6 protein-coding genes and 1 pseudogene are annotated in these 18,884 nt (G+C 70.9%); 2 read left to right on the top strand and 5 right to left on the bottom strand.

The genetic code is table 11. The annotated features are described in order from the left end of the window. The first annotated feature begins 1,217 nt into the window (after positions 1–1,217). Positions 1,218–2,240 carry a S66 peptidase family protein gene (locus AB0M63_RS44505; protein ID WP_366023395.1) on the top strand — a complete coding sequence of 341 codons (1,023 nt, stop codon included), beginning with the start codon at positions 1,218–1,220 and terminating at the stop codon, positions 2,238–2,240. A gap of 475 nt (positions 2,241–2,715) precedes the next feature. On the opposite strand, the gene AB0M63_RS44500 is transcribed toward AB0M63_RS44505, so the two are convergent. The 5 genes from AB0M63_RS44500 to AB0M63_RS44480 all read right to left on the bottom strand — a co-directional run bounded on the left by AB0M63_RS44500 (position 2,716) and on the right by AB0M63_RS44480 (position 17,984). Continuing rightward, on the bottom strand, positions 2,716–3,285 hold the full coding sequence (locus AB0M63_RS44500) for a transcriptional regulator (RefSeq protein ID WP_366023394.1): 570 nt from the start codon (positions 3,283–3,285) through the stop codon (positions 2,716–2,718). Between the two features lie 9 nt (positions 3,286–3,294). Then, on the bottom strand, positions 3,295–4,869 hold the full coding sequence (locus AB0M63_RS44495) for a helix-turn-helix transcriptional regulator (protein WP_366023393.1): 1,575 nt from the start codon (positions 4,867–4,869) through the stop codon (positions 3,295–3,297). Next, positions 4,866–5,177, bottom strand: coding sequence for a helix-turn-helix transcriptional regulator (locus AB0M63_RS44490; protein WP_366023392.1), 312 nt, complete (start codon positions 5,175–5,177; stop codon positions 4,866–4,868). Before AB0M63_RS44490 ends, AB0M63_RS44495 begins: the two co-directional genes overlap by 4 nt. A gap of 89 nt (positions 5,178–5,266) precedes the next feature. Continuing rightward, entirely contained in the window at positions 5,267–17,647 is a 12,381-nt protein-coding gene (locus AB0M63_RS44485; RefSeq protein WP_366023391.1) for a hypothetical protein, read from the bottom strand. 1 nt (position 17,648) lies between these two features. Then, positions 17,649–17,984 (bottom strand): hypothetical protein, encoded by a 336-nt coding sequence (locus AB0M63_RS44480; RefSeq protein ID WP_366023390.1) that lies wholly within the window; start codon positions 17,982–17,984, stop codon positions 17,649–17,651. A 26-nt stretch (positions 17,985–18,010) separates the two neighbouring features. On the opposite strand from AB0M63_RS44480, the pseudogene AB0M63_RS44475 reads away from it, so the two are divergent. Beyond that, positions 18,011–18,844 (top strand): annotated as a pseudogene (locus tag AB0M63_RS44475) (3'-5' exonuclease); the annotation flags it as partial. Between the last annotated feature and the right edge of the window lie 40 nt (positions 18,845–18,884).

The following is an 18,884-nucleotide window of genomic DNA, read 5'->3' as shown; positions in this document are numbered from 1 at the left end:
GCGCGCGGCCACGCTCCGCGGGCACGACGCGCCGGCCCTACGGGCCGGAAGACCCCGAGCCGCTACGCGGCTCCAACTTCCTTGCTCCGCAAGGAAGTTGATGCGGCGTCACTCCGTGACGCCGACGGAATTCGCTCCGCGAATTCCTGAAAGCCGCAGCAACAAGGGGTCATCCTTCCGGTCTGACTCTTCATCAGATTCTGAATTGCAGATTCGCTTGTTCTGCTCCATTGGGATTTGACTGTCCGTCATAAAACGGATCTTGTTCGATCCGAAAAATATCTCCAATTCTTGTAACGTGTCTTATGCCGAGTGCGGTGTATAGGAAATATTTCAACTCCCTTGAATCTCCGGCCCGCGGATTACTCCCCCACGGCAAAGCCTCGCCCATCAGTCACTCGGAGCAAACGGACGGGGCGTCACACTGTCCCGAACCTTCCGATGCCGAGCTTCCAACTGGCGGGGCGCGCTCACGCGTCGATCACCCGGAGCTCGTATGCCGGCAGAGGTGTTGCCCTGCCCTGCTACTGCGGTTCCATGGGCAGAGTCCGTCGGCCGGCCGCAAGCAGCCGGGCCACCCTCAGTGGTGAGCAGAGCATGGCGGCGGACGACATCGGCACGGCCCAATAGGAGGCGCACGAGCGGGTGTTGGGTTCCGTCTCGCTCAGATGTGGCATGCCGAGGTAGGTGCTGTCGCTCCGCGGATTCCGAGAAACCGCAGCACCAGTAATGTGCTGCCATCGGCGGTGGAGCGAGGATGCGCCGGCAGTCGTTGAGCTCGTCGTTCATTGCCGTGTTCAGCCGGTGCTCAAGGTCGCTGACTCACTGGTGGGCCCACTGTCGGAGTTCTGAGATCGTGTCTGGAGACAGGCCGTAGGTCTCGAACTCCTCGTCGTCGATTCGCTGAGTGGTGCCAAGGGGGTCTCGCAGGTCGTCGAGGCGGAGCTGGCCACGGCCCCCAGCATTTCGATTATCGGGTGCCGATCGCGAGGACGTCCGTCAGAAGGCGGCGATGTCCGCACGTTGTCCTTCTGGCTAGGGCGGCGCTATTGGGCCCCACCCGGGCGACTCCAACTGGCTCCGGTTTGGGGATGATTCGCAAAGATCAGGCGTCGTGAAGTGGCTCTGGAGGGCGGCTTGCTCTGGGCCCAGGGGCTTCGTGGATAGCCGCCGGTAAATGTGTCGCGTGTTATTGGGGGTGTCGGGATACTGCCTCGGTGACCTTTGCTGCACTGCCTCGACTGCTTCGACCTCGTGCCCTGGGGCTCGGAGATCTCGTCGTGATCGCATCGCTGTCCGGGCCGCTCCATGCCGCTTACGAGCGTGACCTCGAGGAGGCGGTGGTTGTGCTTGAGCGGATGGGATTTCGTGTGCGTCGGGCACCGCTCCTTGAGGCAGGGCGGCGCCGTTGGTGGAGCGCGGCTCGGCCGGCGGAGATCGCCGAAGAGCTCAACGCTCTTCTGCGGGATCCCGAAGTGCGTGCCATCGTCGCGCATGACGGCGGCCAGACGGCGCTGGGCTACCTCGATCTGATCGACGTCGAGGCGATCGTGGCCGACCCCAAGCCGATCCTCGGCTACAGCGACATTTCGCTGCTGCACCTGGTGCTCTACGCGCGCACGGGTCTGGTGGGTTTCCATGCGGACCTGGCCACCTCTGGGCTCGGCGGGCACTGGCAGCGTGTGACCGCAGCACGCAGGGCGGAACTTGAAAAGCTCTACTCGACGCTGCTGACCGGTACGGAGCCGATCGGCGCGCTGCCCGCTACCTCGATGTGGGAGTGCTGGCGTGCCGGTCGCGCCGAAGGCCGCCTGATCGGCGGGGTGATCAACCGCATCGTGCTGGCGCAGGCGACGCCCTTCGCGCTGCCGCTCGACTGGTTCGACGGCGCGGTGCTGTTCTGGGAGGAGGCGGGCGGCCAGGCGTCGTATGTGTGGAGCTATCTCCAGGTGCTGCGGCACGCCGGCATTCTCGATCGGATCTCCGGCATGGTCGTGGGCATTCCGGAGGCGATCGACGGACTCGACTCGCCCGACGTGTCTCCGACCTTGCGCGAGATCGTCCTCGACGTCCTTGGTGACCGTGACATCCCCGTCCTGGGCAACGTCGAGTTCGGACACGCCGGCCCGAATCTGCCGATGCCGGTCGGGATCCGTGTTGCTCTCGACGCGCAGCAGCGGGCGCTGTCGCTGCTGGAACCGGCGGTACGGCCGCGGGCGATGACGAGGCCGGCTGGCTGAGCAACACGGATCAGTGAGCCGACAGCCTCGGAAGAACGCGCCACGAGAGGGCTGATGCGCTGTCAGGGCCGGTCGAGGTCGTAGGTGCGCGGGCCTGACCGGGCGATGTGGAGTGGCAGGTCGACTGTGCTGTGGGCCGGCCTGGCGGGTTTTTCAAGAGTGTCGGGGATTCGTCCTGCAGAGCGCTTGTGCGGTGCCTCGGCGATGGTGGGCGTGGCGCCGGGAGACGGTTGCTGGATCTTGGTCCTGGTATTTCCGTGGGCGAGGGGCGAATGGCAGTCTGGGCCCGTTTTCTGGTCCGCGGGGGGGGGCTTGGCGGGCTGTGGTTTTGCTTCGCGGCGGCGTCGTTCGATGGTCGGCTTCTGTGGTTGAGCTCCTGGCCGTCTCACTACTCGTTCGCCGGCCTCGTTCAGGGTGTTCCTCGTTTTGTGTCTGACAGGTTCGGGCTGGGGTCGGCGGAGGTGCTTCGGTTGTCTCAGGCGGCGAATCCGATGGAGCCGACGTATTCGTATTTGCCCCATTGGGAGCCGAGGTTGACGATTTGGTCGATCCAGGCGTTGTCGAGTGCCTGGGTGTTCTGCTGGGCCCAGGCGTCGATGATGGCGTCCCAGTTGCGGATGTTGAGTCTGCGGTATTCGAGGACGCGTTGGTGTGGGGTGGGTACGTGGGTCTGGTCGAGGGGGTGGATTTCGACGCGGGTGCCGCCGTTGGCGTTGAGTCGTCCGAGGAGGTAGCGGGCGACGTTGTGGCGGCGCAGGGTGCGGTAGGCGGTGTCGATTTTGGTGAGGTTGGCTTTGTTGGGGGTTTGTTTTCCGGTGAGCCAGGCTTTGAGGGTGCGGGGGGTGACGGTGATGCCGGCCTCTGTCATGGCGTTGCGGCCGGTGTCTGAGCGGGTGAGGTAGCGCAGGCGGGCGGCGAGGCCGCGGCGTGAGGTGACCGGGGAGGCGATGCCTGCGGCGAGGGAGTCCAGGATGCGGGCTGCGGCCTGGCTGCCGCGTTCGCCCTGGGCGCCGTAGTGTCCGAAGTCGTGTGTCCTGTCGGGCATGTGGGGTGTTTACCGTTCGCCGGTGTCGGGGGTGTAGACGTCTTTGATTTTCACCTGGGAGACGCCGCGTCCTTCGGTGAATACTTGTCGCCAGTTGCCGGCGAGGTGGAGTTCGTCCGTGCCCATGACGCGCATGACGGTGAGTCCGGCGGTGTGTGCTTTGTGCGCTTTCAGCCACAGGTTGACGAATGCCTGTGAGCGGATGATGTGCATCCAGTCGGGGCGGTAGAGCGCCCTGTTGAAGTTCGATTCTCCCATGGTGGACACGAACTTAGAATACATGGATTTCACGTATTCCAGGGTGACTTCGTCGTTTTCGGTGATGGCTTTTTCGCGGGCATCGCGGAGGATCTGGCGGAATTTTTCGAAGAGTTGTTCCGTCGATCCGGATGTCCATGATTCGTGGATGACCGGGGGGTCGCACAGCGGGCCGTGGTTTTCTCCTGCGAGGCGCTGGAGGAGGCGGAGGGTGGGTTCGGTCACCCATACCGGGCCTGGTTCGTCGCGGTCGCCGAGGGGGTTGGGCAGGTGGGTGTGGTGGTCCCAGTCGGGCGGGGTGATGAGATGGATTCCCGAGCGGCGGCGGGAATGGATATTTCCGGTGGAGTATTCCAGGGCGCCGAGCGGGAGATGGGTTTTCAGTGCGGACAGGTAGGCGCCGTTGATGTCGAGGGCGGTCACCTCGGCCGGGCCGGGGGGTGTGCCGGGGCGGGTCCAGTGCGGGCGGGCTTCCCATACCCCGTCCGCGCCGTGGGCGGACTTCTTGCGCAGGACGTCGGGCAGCGGGGGGTGGCCGACGATGTCGTAGCGCGCGCCGATGCGGCAGGTGTCCAGCAGGGCCATGGCGTCCGGGATCGCGCGCTTCACCAGCGCTGCGGCGGCCGCGTCGACGTCTCCGGCGTGCTCGGCGAGCGCGGCCGTGACGGCGGAGGCGATCAGGTCCGGGGTGCGGGCCGCGGATCCGCCGTTGCGGGGGCGGTTGCGGGTGCCCGGCGGACGGCGGGGGGCGGGGGGCGGGTCCTGTTCCGGTCCGGGAGCGGTGGTGCTGGTGGTGGGGGTGAGGGGGGCGGAGGTCTGGGGGGCCGGCTGTTGGGGGGGGTGGGGCTGGGTGCAGTCGGCGGGGTTCAGGTGCTGGGGGTAGCCCTCCACGTGGTGGGTGGCCGGGGCCCCGCACAGGACGCAGGGTGCGGGTGCGGGCAAGCGGTCGGGATCCTGGTCCTGGTCCTGGTCCTGGTGCGGGCCGGGGTTGCGGCCTGTGGTGTGGTCGGGGGCCGGGGTCTGTGCCTGGGTGTGGCCGGCGGGCTCGGTCCGGGAGGCGGTGGGGGTGGGTGCTGCGGTCTGGGTCCGGAGTTTGTCCTGAGCGCTCTGGAGGAAGTAGGCGTATCTCTCGCGGACCGCCCCGCCGGGGTCGCGTCCCTGTTCCCAGCCGGCCATCGTGGAAGGGCTGACGCCCAGGGCCTGGGCCACCTGGGCGCGTGAGAGGTCCAGTGCCTCGCGCAGGGCGCGCCGCTGCTCGGCGGGGGGCAGGGCGGGCTGGCGGCGGGCGTCGGCCAGGAGCGCGTCGATGGCGTCGAAGTCGGTCATCGCAGGGGTCCCTGGGCGGGGGCGGGAGCGGTGGGCTCGGCGGCGGTACGCGTAGTGCTGCGCCGCTGCGGGGCCAGTGCGTCGCAGGCCCGGGTGGGGCCCGCGAGCAGGTCGAGAACGTCGACACCGTAGTGCGCTGCGAGGGCCTCGCAGTCGTTCAGGCTCCATGCTGCGCTGCCGGACTGGCGGCGGCTGATCTGGGTCTGGCTCACTCCCAGCGCGGCGGCGAGGTCCGTCTGCGACTCCCCCGTGATCCGCATCAGCGCGGCGGCGGCCGCGCGCACACTCTCCCCGAGCGTCATCCTCATGCAGCCACCCTACGCGATCATGCGTTTTGAGCGTGGATATTGCTGATGCCGCATGAGTTTCTTCAGACGGGTGAGTGCTGGGGGCGCCCTCACGGCTCAAAGCGGCGTACCGTCCCGTCGCCGGTGACCAGTGTCAGGACGATTCCGAGGTCGCGGGCCGCGGTGGCCGCGGTGATCTCGGTGAGAAGCTCCTCGCGGTCCGCCCAGCGGCGCAGCAGCCGGTAGCGCTGCGCGAGCGTCAGGGTGAGGTCGCCGAGCGGGAGCGCGCCGGTCAGTGCTGCGAACGCTGCCTGGTCGGGTGTCGGGGTCACGCCCACCGCGGCGAGGTCGTCGAGCGGCACCGTCGTGTGCGCCGGACCCGCCCAGTCGGCGGCGGCCAGGCGGGGCACCCGCGCCGCGGCGTCCGGCGCCGCGAGCCGGAACTCGGTCCAGCCGTGCAGCGCGCCGGAGGGGTCCGGTCCCCCGAGGAGAGCGCCGAGTCCCGGCCGGCCGAGCGGGTCGGACCCCTTCTTCCTCAGGGCGTCGACCAGCCCGGCCGGCAACCAGTCGCCGCCGTGCGCGGGCCGACGCAGCGTCATGGACAAGGGCTCGGACGGGTTCTGGGTGTCTGCGGGCTGCGGGTCAGGGGCCTTCGTGGGGCTCGACTTGACCTGGTCCGGGGCGACTTGGACACCGAGACGGGCGGTGAAGAGTGCGGCGACGTTGTCCAGCCAGCCGGCCGCGACCGCCGGGTCGATGCCCGGCCGTACCGACTTGCTCATGTAGCGGCCGGACTTGTCGTTCACGGTCCACGACCGCAGGCTCTCGTTCCAGCGGAACTCGCCCGACACACGGCTCGCGCCGGGCCGCGTACGACCGCCCTCCTCGAACACGGCGGCGATGCCGGTGTGTCCGAGGCCGTCGATCTCCGCCCGCAGCGACTGCGCCGTCACACCGGGGCGTCGGGTACGGACGCCGGCGAGCAGCGCGTCGAACCGGTCCTGCGCCATCACCTGCGACGGGGCCTCGCTGCCGAGCAGGACCCGGCCGTCGTCGGTCACCGTGTACAGCCACACCGCGTCGTGGTTGCCGGTGATCAGCAGGTCGGGGTCCGTCTCTTCGAGGGGGATCCACAGCGGGTTCGCCCGTACGTCGCCGTCGTCGTCGCGTTCCTCGTCCTTCACCCGCTTCGGCATCACGGGGTCGCCGAAACCGGCGGTGAGGTCAACGCCCGGACCGGGCTGCGGCGCCGTCGGCAGCAACGTCTCGTAGTGGTCGATGCCGTTGTAACCGACGTACACGGTGGGCCCGCCCGCGTCTTCGGAGAGGCGGTGCAGCAAGGATCCGCCGTGGCCGTCGGGCTGGACGACGACGAGGTCGATGCCCAGCGAATGGGCGAGCAGCAGGGGCACCTCGTCGTAGAAGGGTGTGTGCCACAGTTCGGCCGAGCGGATCGCGCGCTCGACCAGCCCACGCTCCCCCAGGGTGACCGTCTGCGCCGGGGTGGCGGGCACGACGGCCGGCAGGTGGCTGCGGATCTCCCGCCACAGCGCCCGCGACGCCGCCGTGGCGGGACCGTGCAGGGTACGCAGGACCAGGTGGCGCACGTTGTCCCCGTGCACCCGGTCGGTCAGCGCGCGCCGTCGGGCATCCGCTCCGGGCCCCGTGACGCCCTCCAGTCCCTCGGCCTTCAACTGGGCCTGGATGCCCGCCTGTTGCCCGGGCGTCAGCGGAGGGTACCTCCGCAGGCCCAGCGCGGCGAGCAGGGGCTGCAGGCTGTGCAGGTCCGGGTACCGGTCGTGGACGATCGTGTCCAACGGGTCCCGCGCGGCGTGCTGGTGGGCGGCAGCGGACGTCCCGTACCAGTCGGCGGTGTCGTTGCGCAGGTCGGCGACGGACATCGTGTGTACGGTCCTGCCGCGCACGGTGTGGCCGGGGTGCTGGGCGCCGAGGCCGCCGAGGACGGCGGAGAACAGGCAGTTGCCGTCGGGGCGCACGTTCTGGAGGGTCATCTGCCGTCCGTCCACGAGGACAGTCCGGGCAGGCGGCGGCTGCTTGTCGCCGACGGTCTTGACCTGTGCGTCGGAGTCGGGCTTGTCCTTGGACTGCGTGGCCTTGGACTTCGTGTCCTTGCCCTGCGTGTCCTTGGCCTTCGTGTCCTTGGACTTCGTGTCCTGGTCGCTCTTGGCTCCCTTGCCCTCGCTGCCCTTGCCCTTCTCCTTGCCCTTGTCCTGCGGCGGTTCGGTGCCCCGAACCGGCGGCGCCGGCACCGGTGTTGTGGAACGGGGACGGGCCGACAGGTAGCTGTCACCGCGCCGGTAGACGGTCACCTGCCGGAGCGGTCCGGCCGCCCGGTCGGTGGAGCCCGGGAAGAACCGGTAGCCGCCGTCCTCCCCCACGACCGTGATGTCCACCCCGAGGGAACGCGCCGTCAGGTCCGCGGCGAGGTCCGCCGTCGCGTCGTCCCAACGACGGGCGCGCCGCACGTGCAGCCGTACGAGACTCTGCCGCTGGGCCGGGGTGAGAGCGGTGAGGAGGGCGTCGGGCAGCCGGCCGCCGTTCTCCTCGATGGTGCCGGACAGGGCGGGATCGCGCCGGAAGTGCTCGCCGAGCCGGCTGGTCAGTTCGGACGTACGGAACACGGCTCGCGGGTCGAGCGCCACGTCCGCGGGCATGTCGACGCTCCGGGCCACGCGGCCGGCCAGTGCGGCACGGCGGACCTCGGACACGGCCGTCGGGCCGCCGCGGTCCGCGACACCGAGGACCGCCGTGAAGAACCCGTTGCCGTCACCGTCGGGTTCGTGCAGGTCGTAGACCCAGCTTTGGCCGTCGGGATCGGTGGCGGTCAGGGTGCGGTGGTCCTGGGCCGCGTCGAAGCGGCGCAGCGACGGGTCCGGGGTGCCGGCCGTCTCCCACGGGGGGCGGCTGAACGCGGGACGCAGCTCGGCGCCGCCCGCCGCCTCGTCCTGCTTCCCACCGTCCTTCCTGTCGCCGTCCTTGTCGCCGTCCCTGTCGCTGGCCTTGTTGCCGTCCTTGTCGCTGGCCTTGTTGCCGTCGTTCTTCTCCGCCTCTTTGTCGGTGCTCTTGTCGGTGGTCTTCTTGTCGGTCGTCTCGATGGCAGCCTTGCTCTCCGTCACCGGTGCCTTCGCGGTGCCCGGTGCCGGTGGTGCCCGGAAGACGACCTCGTCCGGTTCCGGGGTCGTGCCGAGCTGGGCGCGTCCGGCCGGTGTGGCCGCGAGCTGGTGCCAGCGGGTCAGGCGGTCGGCGGTTTCCCGGACGCGTGCGTACTCGTCGGCGAGCGCCTCGGCGAAGGCGCGTCGTTCACCCAACTCCGCTGTGAAGGCGTCCAGTTGGTCGCGGGCCGTGTCGCGGGCCGTGCGGGCCGCGGTGATCTCGTCGTCGGCCGCCCGCAGCAGGGCTCTCACGCGGTCGTGTGCGGCGTCGCGTTCCGCGTCGTGCAGTTCCGCCCAGCCGTCGTGGGCGGGTTCCGCGCCGTCGTTCTCCGCTTCCAGGCGGGCGAGTTCGCCCCGTGCGGCGATCACCTGGGGCAGGGTCTCGGGGTCGCGGGCGGTGAGGGTGGTGAGCAGGGTCTCGGCGTCCGTGAGCGCGCTCTCGCGGCGCGGGCCCTCCTCACGGCGCAGCTCCCAGTACTTCTTGTCGGCACCCGTCCACTCCTTGTCGGCCCTGGTGACCGCGTCCCACGCCTTGCCGGCCACCGGCGGGAACCCGTCGTCCGCCACGAGGCCCAGTTCGCGTGCGACGTCCTCGCGGACCCAGGCCAGGACGGTGGTCTCGGTCTCGCGTGCCTGCGGGGCGCGCTGCGGGTTGCCGAAGGGGCTGCGCATCGCCCGCACCGGCGCGGAGTCCTTGACGTGGTGGTGGACCGCGGCGACGCTCAGCCAGGTCGTGGGGATGGCGAAGAGGAACGTACGGGTGGTGTTCGGTTTGACGTTCACCGAGGCGAGGCGGTCGCCGGCCGAGGCGAGGGTGTCGGACTCGGTCGAGGCGTCGCCCGGTCCCGAGGCGCCCATCTGGTTGGTGCCGGTGGCCGCCGTCGACGTGGCGGGGCCGCCGCCGATGGATGACTCGCTCTGCCCGACGCGCCCTGCGGTGGCGCCGCCGCCCTCGACGTGGCGCTTGGGTGCTTCGTGCTTCATGCCGTCGGTGACGGCGAGCAGCCGGGCCTGGCGGAACTGCGGCCGGGAGTACAGCCGCAGGTCGGCGTCCGTGCCGCCGAAGAAGCCGCGTTCGCTCAGGCCCGCCACCTCGTAGCCGCCGGGGTCGAGGGTGCGTTCGTAGAAGGCGCTGAGGGCGCCGTTGCCGGTGCCGTCCTCCAGGTTCTGGGCGGGCCCGGTGCCGGCGCGGGTGAGCGGGGTGTCCTGGGCGCGGGCGACCAGGTCGTCGTCGACCGGGCCGGTGAGCGGGAAGGAGGTGTCGTAGGCGGAGGCCAGGACAAGGGAGTTGGCGGTGTGGAGGTGGTCGACGCCGACGATCCGGCGGACCTTGAAACCGTCCGGCGGCATGGTGAACGGCTTCATGCTGTCGTCGGGGTGGAGCGTGTCGAGCCAGCCGCCGGGGCCGGTCGTGGCGGGCGGCGCGACACGGCGGGAGGGGCCTGGCGTGTCGAGGGGGGCGGGGGCGAGCGGGTCGTCGCGTTCGGCGGCGGGGTCGACGGGGTCGGGGCGCATGAGGCTGAGCGGGTAGTGCTCGACGAGTTCTCCGACGTCGCCCTCGGAGCTGATGCGCAGCAGGCGCCGGCCCGAGATTCCGCGCCAGGTGCGGTGCGCGGCCCGCTGGACCCAGGCGGAGGCGCCGGTGCCGGGCTTCGCCTCGCGGGTGTCGGTGACCTCCAGGGTGAGCCGCATCCGGTAGCGGGTGACGTACTCGGCGTGGCCCTGGGTCGTCGTCGCGGTGGCGATCCGCACGCTGCCCTCGGACCGGTTCTGGGCGGCGGTCTGCTGGGTGGAGCCGACCTCCGCGTACGTCGGTCCGGCCATCCGTACGGTGTCGTTGCCGGTGTGCGCGCCCTGCGTGACGGTGGTGCCGACGCTGGCGCCGGAGGCTCGGCCGCGGCCCTCCTGCACAATCTCCACGGCGTGCCGGTGCTCCTCGAACTCCACGCTGTGTCCCAGGCCGCCGAAGCCGCTGCCGTCCGGTGCGGGCCTGCCGGCGGGCACCTTGACCGGGATCAGCTCCGCGCGCGCCCGCACCTTGCGGCTGCCGATCCACACATTGGCGGTGGACGAGCCCCAACGGCCCACGCGGGCGGGCACGGAGGAGTTGCCGCCGGTCATCTCCTTGCCGAGGGCGCGCACGACGCGTTCCGACATCAGCCGGTGCACCATGTCCCGGTCGCCGGCCGGCAGTCCGAGCGGCCTCAGCTGCCGGTCGAAGTCGCCCAGTACGGTCGCGGTGTCGAGCGCGGTGAGCGGGAAGCTGCCGAACGGGTGGTCCAGGAGCCAGGGCTGGGGCGACCAGGGGCGGCGGGTGTAGAGGGGGACGTCGCCCCAGCGGTCGTGGAGCAGTCCCATCCGGTAGGCGCTCTTCTCCGGAACGTGGCCGACCCAGCCGTCGTTGACCAGAACCCGCCGCCCGGACGCGCCGGCGAGCCGGCGGGGCAACCGCCGTACGCCTGTGGCGCGTTCACCGACGAGGGTGGAGGTGGCGGCGATCTCGTGGTCGACGTCACCGGTGACGAGGACCTGCCGGCCCTGGTCCTTGCGGTTGATCTCGGCGAGCGCGGTCCGGGAGACGGCCCGGAAGCGGGATTTGTCGAGGCGGTAGGGGCTGGCGACGAGACCGTAGTTGCCGGTGGTGCCGGTGCCGGTGTCGTGCGAGTGGAGGTAGACGAGCTGGCCGCCGAAGAACAGCGTGCTGGTGCTGGTGTGGCGTCCGGAGGCCTGGGTGGCGCCGCCGACGGTCGTCTCCGCCTCGATCGGGATGGCGCCCGTCACGGCGGTCAGGCTCCCGGGGCGCAGGCGGGTGCGGTGGGCGAGGACCGAGGAGCGGTCCAGGTAGGGGGCCTTCGCCCACAGCCCGGAGGCACGCCAGCCGGTCGGGGCGGACGACTGGTCGAAGTTCGCGGTCAGGAACTGGCTCTGGAACACGCGCAGCGCCGCGTCGTGGACGGGCGCGCCCTGGTGGGTCAGCATCCAGGAGTTGCCCGACGACTCCTTGAGGACGTCCTCGGCGGCCCGGGCGAGGGCGGGGTCGGCGACGACCGCGAGGGTCAGGTGGGGGTGGCGCCGGTACTCCTCGCCACCCCGGCGGCCGGCCCGCTCGAACAGGCCGCGGGTGGCGAGCGCCAGGTCCCGTGCGGCCGGCCCGGTGGTCTTAAGGGGCACACCGTGCAGGGGGTGGTGCGGGCGTGCGGTGTCGCGGACGGGCGTGTGCTCGACGGGCACGCCGAGCAGCACGCGTCCGACGGCGGGCCCCTTGGCACCCGGCCCGGAGCGGGCCGGGCCCGGCGCGGGCACGCCGGCCGGGCCGATGAGGTTCTTCTCCCGCTCGGTGAAGACGAACGGCCGCGTGCCCAGCAGGTTGAGGAAGAGGACACCGCGCAGCAGGCCGCGGAAGCGGCGGAAGCCGCCGCGCCGTGCGGTGAGGGTGACCTCGTAGCTGTAGAGGTGGGTGCCCTTGGTGCCGATCGACATGGCCTCGTGCGTGGCGGCGGCCCCGTAGCCGCTCTCCGAGTCGCTGCGGCCGCCCCAGCGCGCGCCGAGGGAACCGGTGCCCGCGTGCAGCGGGCCGCCCGCCTCGTCGGTCGCCGCGTCCCGCAGCGACACCAGCCCCTCCGCGCCGATGTGCGCGCCGCGCGCGCTGTTCTGCCGCCCGCCGAGGTTCTCGCTGCCCGGTGCGCTGAACCGCAGCCGCAGGTCCTTCTGCGTGCCCTCGAAACGCCGGCCGGACAGGGCGGCGTCCACCCACACGTACCGGTGCGCCCGGGTGGTACGGCGGGAGTCGACCAGGGAGATCCGCAGCCCCGTGGTCATCATCGTCTCCAGGTTGCCCGCCATGCTGTGGAAGGCGAGGGTGCCCAGCACCTCCAGGGTGTTGGAGAGGGCCATCTGGAAGTGGTCGGCGCCGCGCCAGCGGGGATTGGCGGGGTCGAGTTCGGACAGCGGCGCGACGAGGTCCGGGTAGGCGCGCGCGACCTCTTGAAGGACCTGGTCGCTGAAGTGGTCGAGGAACGTGCGGTCCTGGCCGTCGATGTCCCGTACGTAGGAGCCGTCGGCGAACGTGAACTCCTCGACCCTGCTCATGCCGAGGGTGGGCGGCGCGTCTGGGGTGAGGTACGGCGGCACCCTGGGCGGGGTACCGGGCGCGGGGCTCGCCTCACCGGCGAGACGGCGGGCCTCGGTGCGGGTGAGCCGTTCCACCGCCCACGTCTGGAACGTACGGGTCCGCGGCGCCTGGCTCCACGTCCGCGGGGGGTTCTTGCGCAGCTTGCCGGGCGTCGCGCTCGTATCGTCGCGCCTGCGGTCGGGCAGCGCTGCCTTGGTGTCGGGCGGTGCGGTGACCGTGACGGTCTTCTGCACCAGATAGAGGCCCGTCGGGTCGCCCTTCGCCTGCCCGGCCGACTTCACCGCGCCGGTTCCGCCGGTGGTGGAGGCGCGGTTGCGGGAGGCGCCGTAGCGGAAGTTGAGACCGGCGAGCAGCCGCAGGTCGAACATGCCCTGGTCGATGCCGAGAAGCTGGAATGCGGGCCCGAGGGCACCACCGACGTCGACGCCCGAGGACCTGCCGGTGGTCCGCTCGTTGCGGACCGTCGTCTGGGAGATGTCCCGCAGTTCGGCGGCGGTGGTCTCGCTGATGAGGACGGCCTCGCCGGGCGTCACCCGGACCGAGAACACACCGAGCGGCTCGCGCCCCGAATCGTCCTTGAACAGCGGCGGCGACGTGACCGTCCCGGCCGCCATGACCCGGCTCATGCGGTGGAACCCGTCCGTGGAGAAGAACGAGCTGATCTGCTTGCCGGCCATGCTGTTCGTGTCCGTGGCGACCTGCTGGAGCGCCCAGTCCCGGATGTGCGCGACCGGGCCGAAACTCTCCGTGTTCATCATGCGGTAGTGGGAGCCCCGGCCGAGCCGCATCCGCGGCGGCAGCCGGTCGGCGGGCGGCTCGGGCCGGGTCAGGCTGTCGGCGATGCGCACGAACAGCCCGTCCCTGACGGCGAATCCGAAGGCGACCTGACCACGCGCGCCGGACCTGGGCCCGATCGCCTTGCCCGTCCCATCCACGGGGCGTCCGGCCGGATCGGTGACCTTGAACTCGTACCAGACGTCGTCGAGATGGGCGTGCGAACCGTCGGTCGTGCGGGTCTCGTTCTGGTTCACCACGAGGTTCTGCAGGTTGTACTCGACCCGCTTGGTCCAGGAGAACTGCGCGAACACCCGCCCCCAGGGCGCGAACAGCGTCTTCACCGGTCCCAGCGGCGCGGTCGGCGCCAGCGACGCCGACGTGCTGTTCACCGCGACCCGGCCGGTGAGAGCGGTGTTGCGCTGCATCGTGTCGATCTTCACAGGATTGGCGTAGCCGAAGGTGAACCTCTCCCACTGCCCGTACGGCCGGGCCGTCACCGTCAGAACCCGCGACCTGCCGTCCACCGTGCGGTAGTTGAACTGCTGCCCGTCGCCGAAGAACCCGTTCGGATGGTGGACGAGGGCATGCCGTACGTCGTCGAGGAGCCCGTCACCGGTGCGGATGCCGCCGGCGCGCGCGGGACGGGGCCGGACGCCGGGCGGCTGCCGGAGGCTGAGACCGAGCCGCTCCACGACGGCGTCGACGCCGCGCAGGACGCGGTCCCCCTGGCCCAGGACATAGGAACGGCGCAGCAGGTTGCGCGGCAACCCGCGCAGCAACGCGCCGATGCCACCCATGTAGAGGGGCAGTCTGGCCCCGTCGGTGAACGACGCGGGCCCGCCGCCGCTGTACGGCGCCGGAGGCAGGTCGAGATCGACACGGGGCGGCCGGCGGGAGTCCAGGTCGTGCACCACCCAGGCCGGCCCCGGCGCGGCGGGCTTCTTCACCGGCACGGCGGTGAACTCGGCCTCGGCATCCTCGTCGATGGGTGCGAGCAAGGGGGTACGACGGTTCGGCGGTGCGCCCTTGCGGGGCGGGCGCTGCCGACGGGGCTTCTCCGGGGGATCGTCCGGGTCGCGGGGAGGGACCGAAGCCGGCTTGTCCTCCCCGGACTTGACCAGTCCGTCGAACGGCACCTCCGTGAAAGTGGTCGCCGAACCGGTCGTCGTGGACGTGATGGACGTGGTGGACGTGGTCGTCGAACCGGTCGTCGTGGACGTGGTGGACGTCGTCTGGACTTGGGGTGTCTGGCCGCTCCAGGTGACCACGGGCTGCGCAACATCCAAGGACTCCTCGGACACCTCGGGCTTGGGGGCACCGCCGCGCAGCCGCTGCGGCAGCCCGAGGCCCCGGCGGAGACCGTCGGCGAGCACGGTCGCCTCCGCACGCGTCCCGCCCGCGGCCAGCAGATCGGCGACCAGGCGTACCGCGCCTCGGTACGACTCGATCGCATGCCGCGAGTCCGCGAGCACGGGGTGCAGTTCCAGCGGCAGCACCAGCGCGGTGCCGGTGTCCCAGAACCCGCGTGCACTGTCCGGAGTCGACTCGGGCAGGCTCAGCGCGAAGTCCGAGAACGCGTCGTCCCACAGGCGCCTGCTGGCCGCGGCGGCCGCGGTGTCGAGGTGTCCGGGCCACGGACCGGGCCGCAGCATCAGCGCCTTGGCCTGCTGCAAGGGCGTGAGTCCGCCCTCCAGCAGGGACAGGAGGCCGCTCCCCAGGATGGCCTGGGTCTGCTGCTCGACGGTGAGGGCCGCTCCGGTGGAGGACAGGGCGGCAACGTCCACCTCGACATCGCCGGTCGGGAGGCCGGCGGCGGAGAAGTCGTGCGGCAGGTCCGCCTCGGTCAACTGCGAGGCGATCCAGTGCCGTTGGGCGTCGGAGCGTTGCACCACGGGGATGATGGCGGAGGCCGGTTCCGACGGGCCGGGGCCAGGGTCCAGGGCGGGGTCGGCGTGGGGACGCGGAACCTCGCCCAGTGCGCGCAGCCGCGTCTGCGTCCGCGAGAGGTCAGTCTGGGCCTGGCGCACCTTGTCGTCCGCGTCGTGCAGCGCGGCGGCGTCGCGGCTCGTCCCCTCGCCGGACCCGACCCGCACGCGGAGCCGTTCCGCGGAGTCCACCGCGTCCCGCAGCGACCGTACGGCCTCGGCATGGGCATCGTGGGCCGCACCGACGACCGAAGCGCGGTCGGCGACGGTGACGGGGCCGGTGACGGTGGCGGGATCGATAGCGGTGGCGGGATCGGTGACGGGGTCGGTGGCGTCCGTTGTCGGCGGAGCCACGGCCTTGCCCTTGCCGGTGCCGGGGTCGATGCCGGTGGCGGGATCGGTGGCGTCCGTTGTCGGCGGAGCCACGGCCTTGCCCTTGCCGGTGCCGGTGGATGTGCCGGTGTCCGTGGCCGGAGTGCGGCTCGGAGTCGGGGCTTGGGCAGGGTGCGGGGTCGTACTGCCGCTGCCCGTACCGTTGCTCGAACTCCCCTGCCCAGACACGTCATTGTGGGTGACCCCGGGTGGAATTGTGGTCCCGACCGTGGCCACCCCGGAGGACGACGTCACCACGGACGGCGGCAACTCCGTGGCAGACGGCTCGACAACAGGGTCCCGGTCCAGGGGCGGATTCATGTCCACGCCCTCCCCCAGCCGGGCCGCAATGGCAGGAGCGGTCGTCCCGGTGACCACCGGGAACAGGGGCGGCTCGGTCCCAGTTGTTCCGGTCGACCCCGCGCCGGGGGTGTTCAAGTCGTGGTTCTGCGCCGGAGGTTCACTGCCGTTACCGGTACTGCCGTGCGTCACGACGGGCGACGCGGACGCCCCACTACCGCCGGCGACGGTCGGGACGACCGGCCGGACCGGCGGGGCAGTCGGCGTGACCGTCACGGGGGCAGTCGGCGGCGCGGACGCCCCAACCACTGGCGGAACCACCGGCGTTGAAGACCCCACCACAGGCGGCGGAGTGACCGGGACGGACGTGCGGGGCGGCGGGTCGAGGACCGTGAGAGGCAGCACACTCGTCGATGAGCCGGCGCCCGTGTCGATGTGGATGCCGGTGTCCGTGCCGATGTCCGTGTCCGTGCCCTGGCTCGGTCCCGGACCCAGGTCCACGGGCGGGTGAGGGCCGCTTCCCGCACCGGACTCGGGGCCGCCGACCACCGTGGCGGCCGGCGGGTACGTCCCGGCGGTCCCCCCTCCCCCGGACGACGTGTCGCCGCTCCGCCCCGAGCCGGGGCCCCGACCGCCGGCGCCGGAGTCTCCGTCGCCGGAATCCCGTGCGGAGACCGGCACGGAGACCGGCGCGGAGACCGGCGCGGAGACCGGCGGCGGGTTCCCGAAGTTCTTGAGCCAGTCGGCGCTGTTGGTGACCGCGTGCTCGGCTCCCGCCTCGAACCGCTCGCTCAGGCCCGATCCGACGAACGTCTGCCAACTCGGCGTGAAGTCGCCGAAGAACGCGCCCATCACGAGCGACTCGGCCAGCGTCTCCGAGGCACCGTCCGCGACGAACTCGCCGCCCTGCTCAAGCCCCTTGCCGAAGAGGCTCTCGTTGCCGTGGGGTGTCGGCGTCACGTGCGGGGTGACAGTGGGAGTCGTCTTCGGGACGTGGGTCGCGGGTCCCGGCGCCGGGCCGGGCTTCGGCCTGTCCGGCAGGTTCAGGTCGCGGCTGTTGGGCTTCGGTGTCTTCAGACCGCCCAGATCGACGTCGTCGAACTTCTTCCCCAGGTCACCGAGGTTCTTGAGGTTGTTCGTGACGTTCTTCATCGTCTTCGTGAAGATCGGCGCGAGGAACCCCGCAACAGCCCCGAACACGGCGCTGAGACCCACATCGCCCCAGTCGACCGACGACGGCCGCTGCCCCTCGGGAGCACCCGCCATCATCGCCAGCCGGACCGCCAGCGTCATGAACGCCTCCTCGGCGGCCTCCAGAAAGCCCGGCAACAGGTGTGTGCGGTGCGCGAGTTCGAGCAGGACCTCCAGGATGAACACCCGGCTGCGGGCACGTGCCACCGCCGCCTCGGTGGCACTGGCGCCACCGGTGAAGAACGACATCACCGCGAGAATCGCGAGCTCGATGAACAGGCGGATGAGTTCGGCGATGATGTTCCACTTCGCCTCGCGGATCTGCATGGCGATGTTGACCTGGTTCTCGGTCACCTTGCTCAGGTCGGCCTCGAACTGGTCGAGATAGGGCAGTACCTGGTCGATCGCCCCGATGAACTGGTCGGCGGTCCCCCTGGGAAGGCCCTCTCCCACCGCCAGTACCGCTTGCTTCGCCCGCGACTTCAGCGCACCGACCTGCTGCTGGAGCAGGCCGAACGACTGGCTGGCGTCGTAGGCACGGTCCTCGTCAGCCTCCAGGAACTCCTCCCCGATAAGGATGAAGAACAGCCAGTTGAGCTTGGGAGAGACGACGATAGCCACGTTACGGTCGGCTCCCGCTCCGCCCGCCCTGTTCATGGATGGCGTCCAGGATCCCGCCCTGGGTACCCCGGATCGAGCGCAGATTACCGAGAGTGCCCTCACCCACGGCCGAGATACCCGCGGCGATGGCATCGATGGTAGCGAGGACGGAGTCACGGGTCCGGACGAACTCCTTCCTCAGCTGCCGGCCATAGCCGTCATCGCCGGTCCAACTCGTGTCCGCCAGGGCAGCACGGGCCGACACACCGACCTCCACGGCATAGCCGCCGAGATCCTCGATGACACGACTGCCGTTGACGATCTCCGCCGGGTCCGACGTGTAGGAAGGACCCGTCATACGGTGCCTCCATCTTCCTCGACATCACCGATCTCGTCCTGGAGGAGGTCTTCGCCGCCCAGCGCGGCCACGCCCAGCTCGTCGTGGTCGGCGACTCCGCCCAGGCCATCTACGGCTGGCGCGGCGCCCGCGACGTGATGACCGGCTTCGACGCCACTCCCCTCACCCTGACCCGCTCCTTCCGCTTCGGCCCCCTGATCGCCGAGGAGGCCAACCGGTGGCTCACACTCGCCGACGCCCCCATCCGCCTGACCGGCACCGACACCATCGCAACCGAAGTCGGCGGCCTGGACCGCCCGGACGCGGTGCTGTGCCGGACCAACATCGACGCCATGACCGAAGTCATGCGCCTGCTCGCCGCCGGCCACCGCGTCGCCCTCACCCGCGGCAGCCAGCAGCTGGCCGCGCTCGCCCTCACAGCCCGCACCCTCAAAGACGGCCAACGCACCACCCACCCCGAACTCGTCCTCTTTTCGTCCTGGGGCGAACTGCAGGACTATGCCGCCCACGATCCCGCCGGACGCGATCTGCAGCCCTTCGTCGACCTCATCGACACCCATGGCCCCGACGCCATCCTCACCGCGGTCAACCAGCTCACCGACGAGAAGGACGCCGACGCCACTGTCTGCACCGCCCACACCGCCAAAGGCCGCGAATGGCCCACCGTCCAGATCGGCGACGACTTCCCGCCCCCCAAGGACACCGACCAGCACGACGACCAGGGCCGCCCCGTCCCCGAACCCGTCAGCGACACCGACGCACGCCTCGCCTACGTCGCCGTCACCCGCGCCCGTCACCACCTCGACCTCGGCGGCCTCTCCTGGATCCACACCCACCCCACCGCACCGGGCAAGGCCTAGAACTCCTGGCGCAACTGCAGCAGGGCCAGCCAACGCGCGC

It is taken from the genome of Streptomyces sp. NPDC051576 (assembly GCF_040681835.1).
GTDB lineage: Bacteria > Actinomycetota > Actinomycetes > Streptomycetales > Streptomycetaceae > Streptomyces.
The sequence above is the reverse complement of the archived record's forward strand: the minus strand, read 5'-3'. Positions and strand labels throughout refer to the sequence as shown.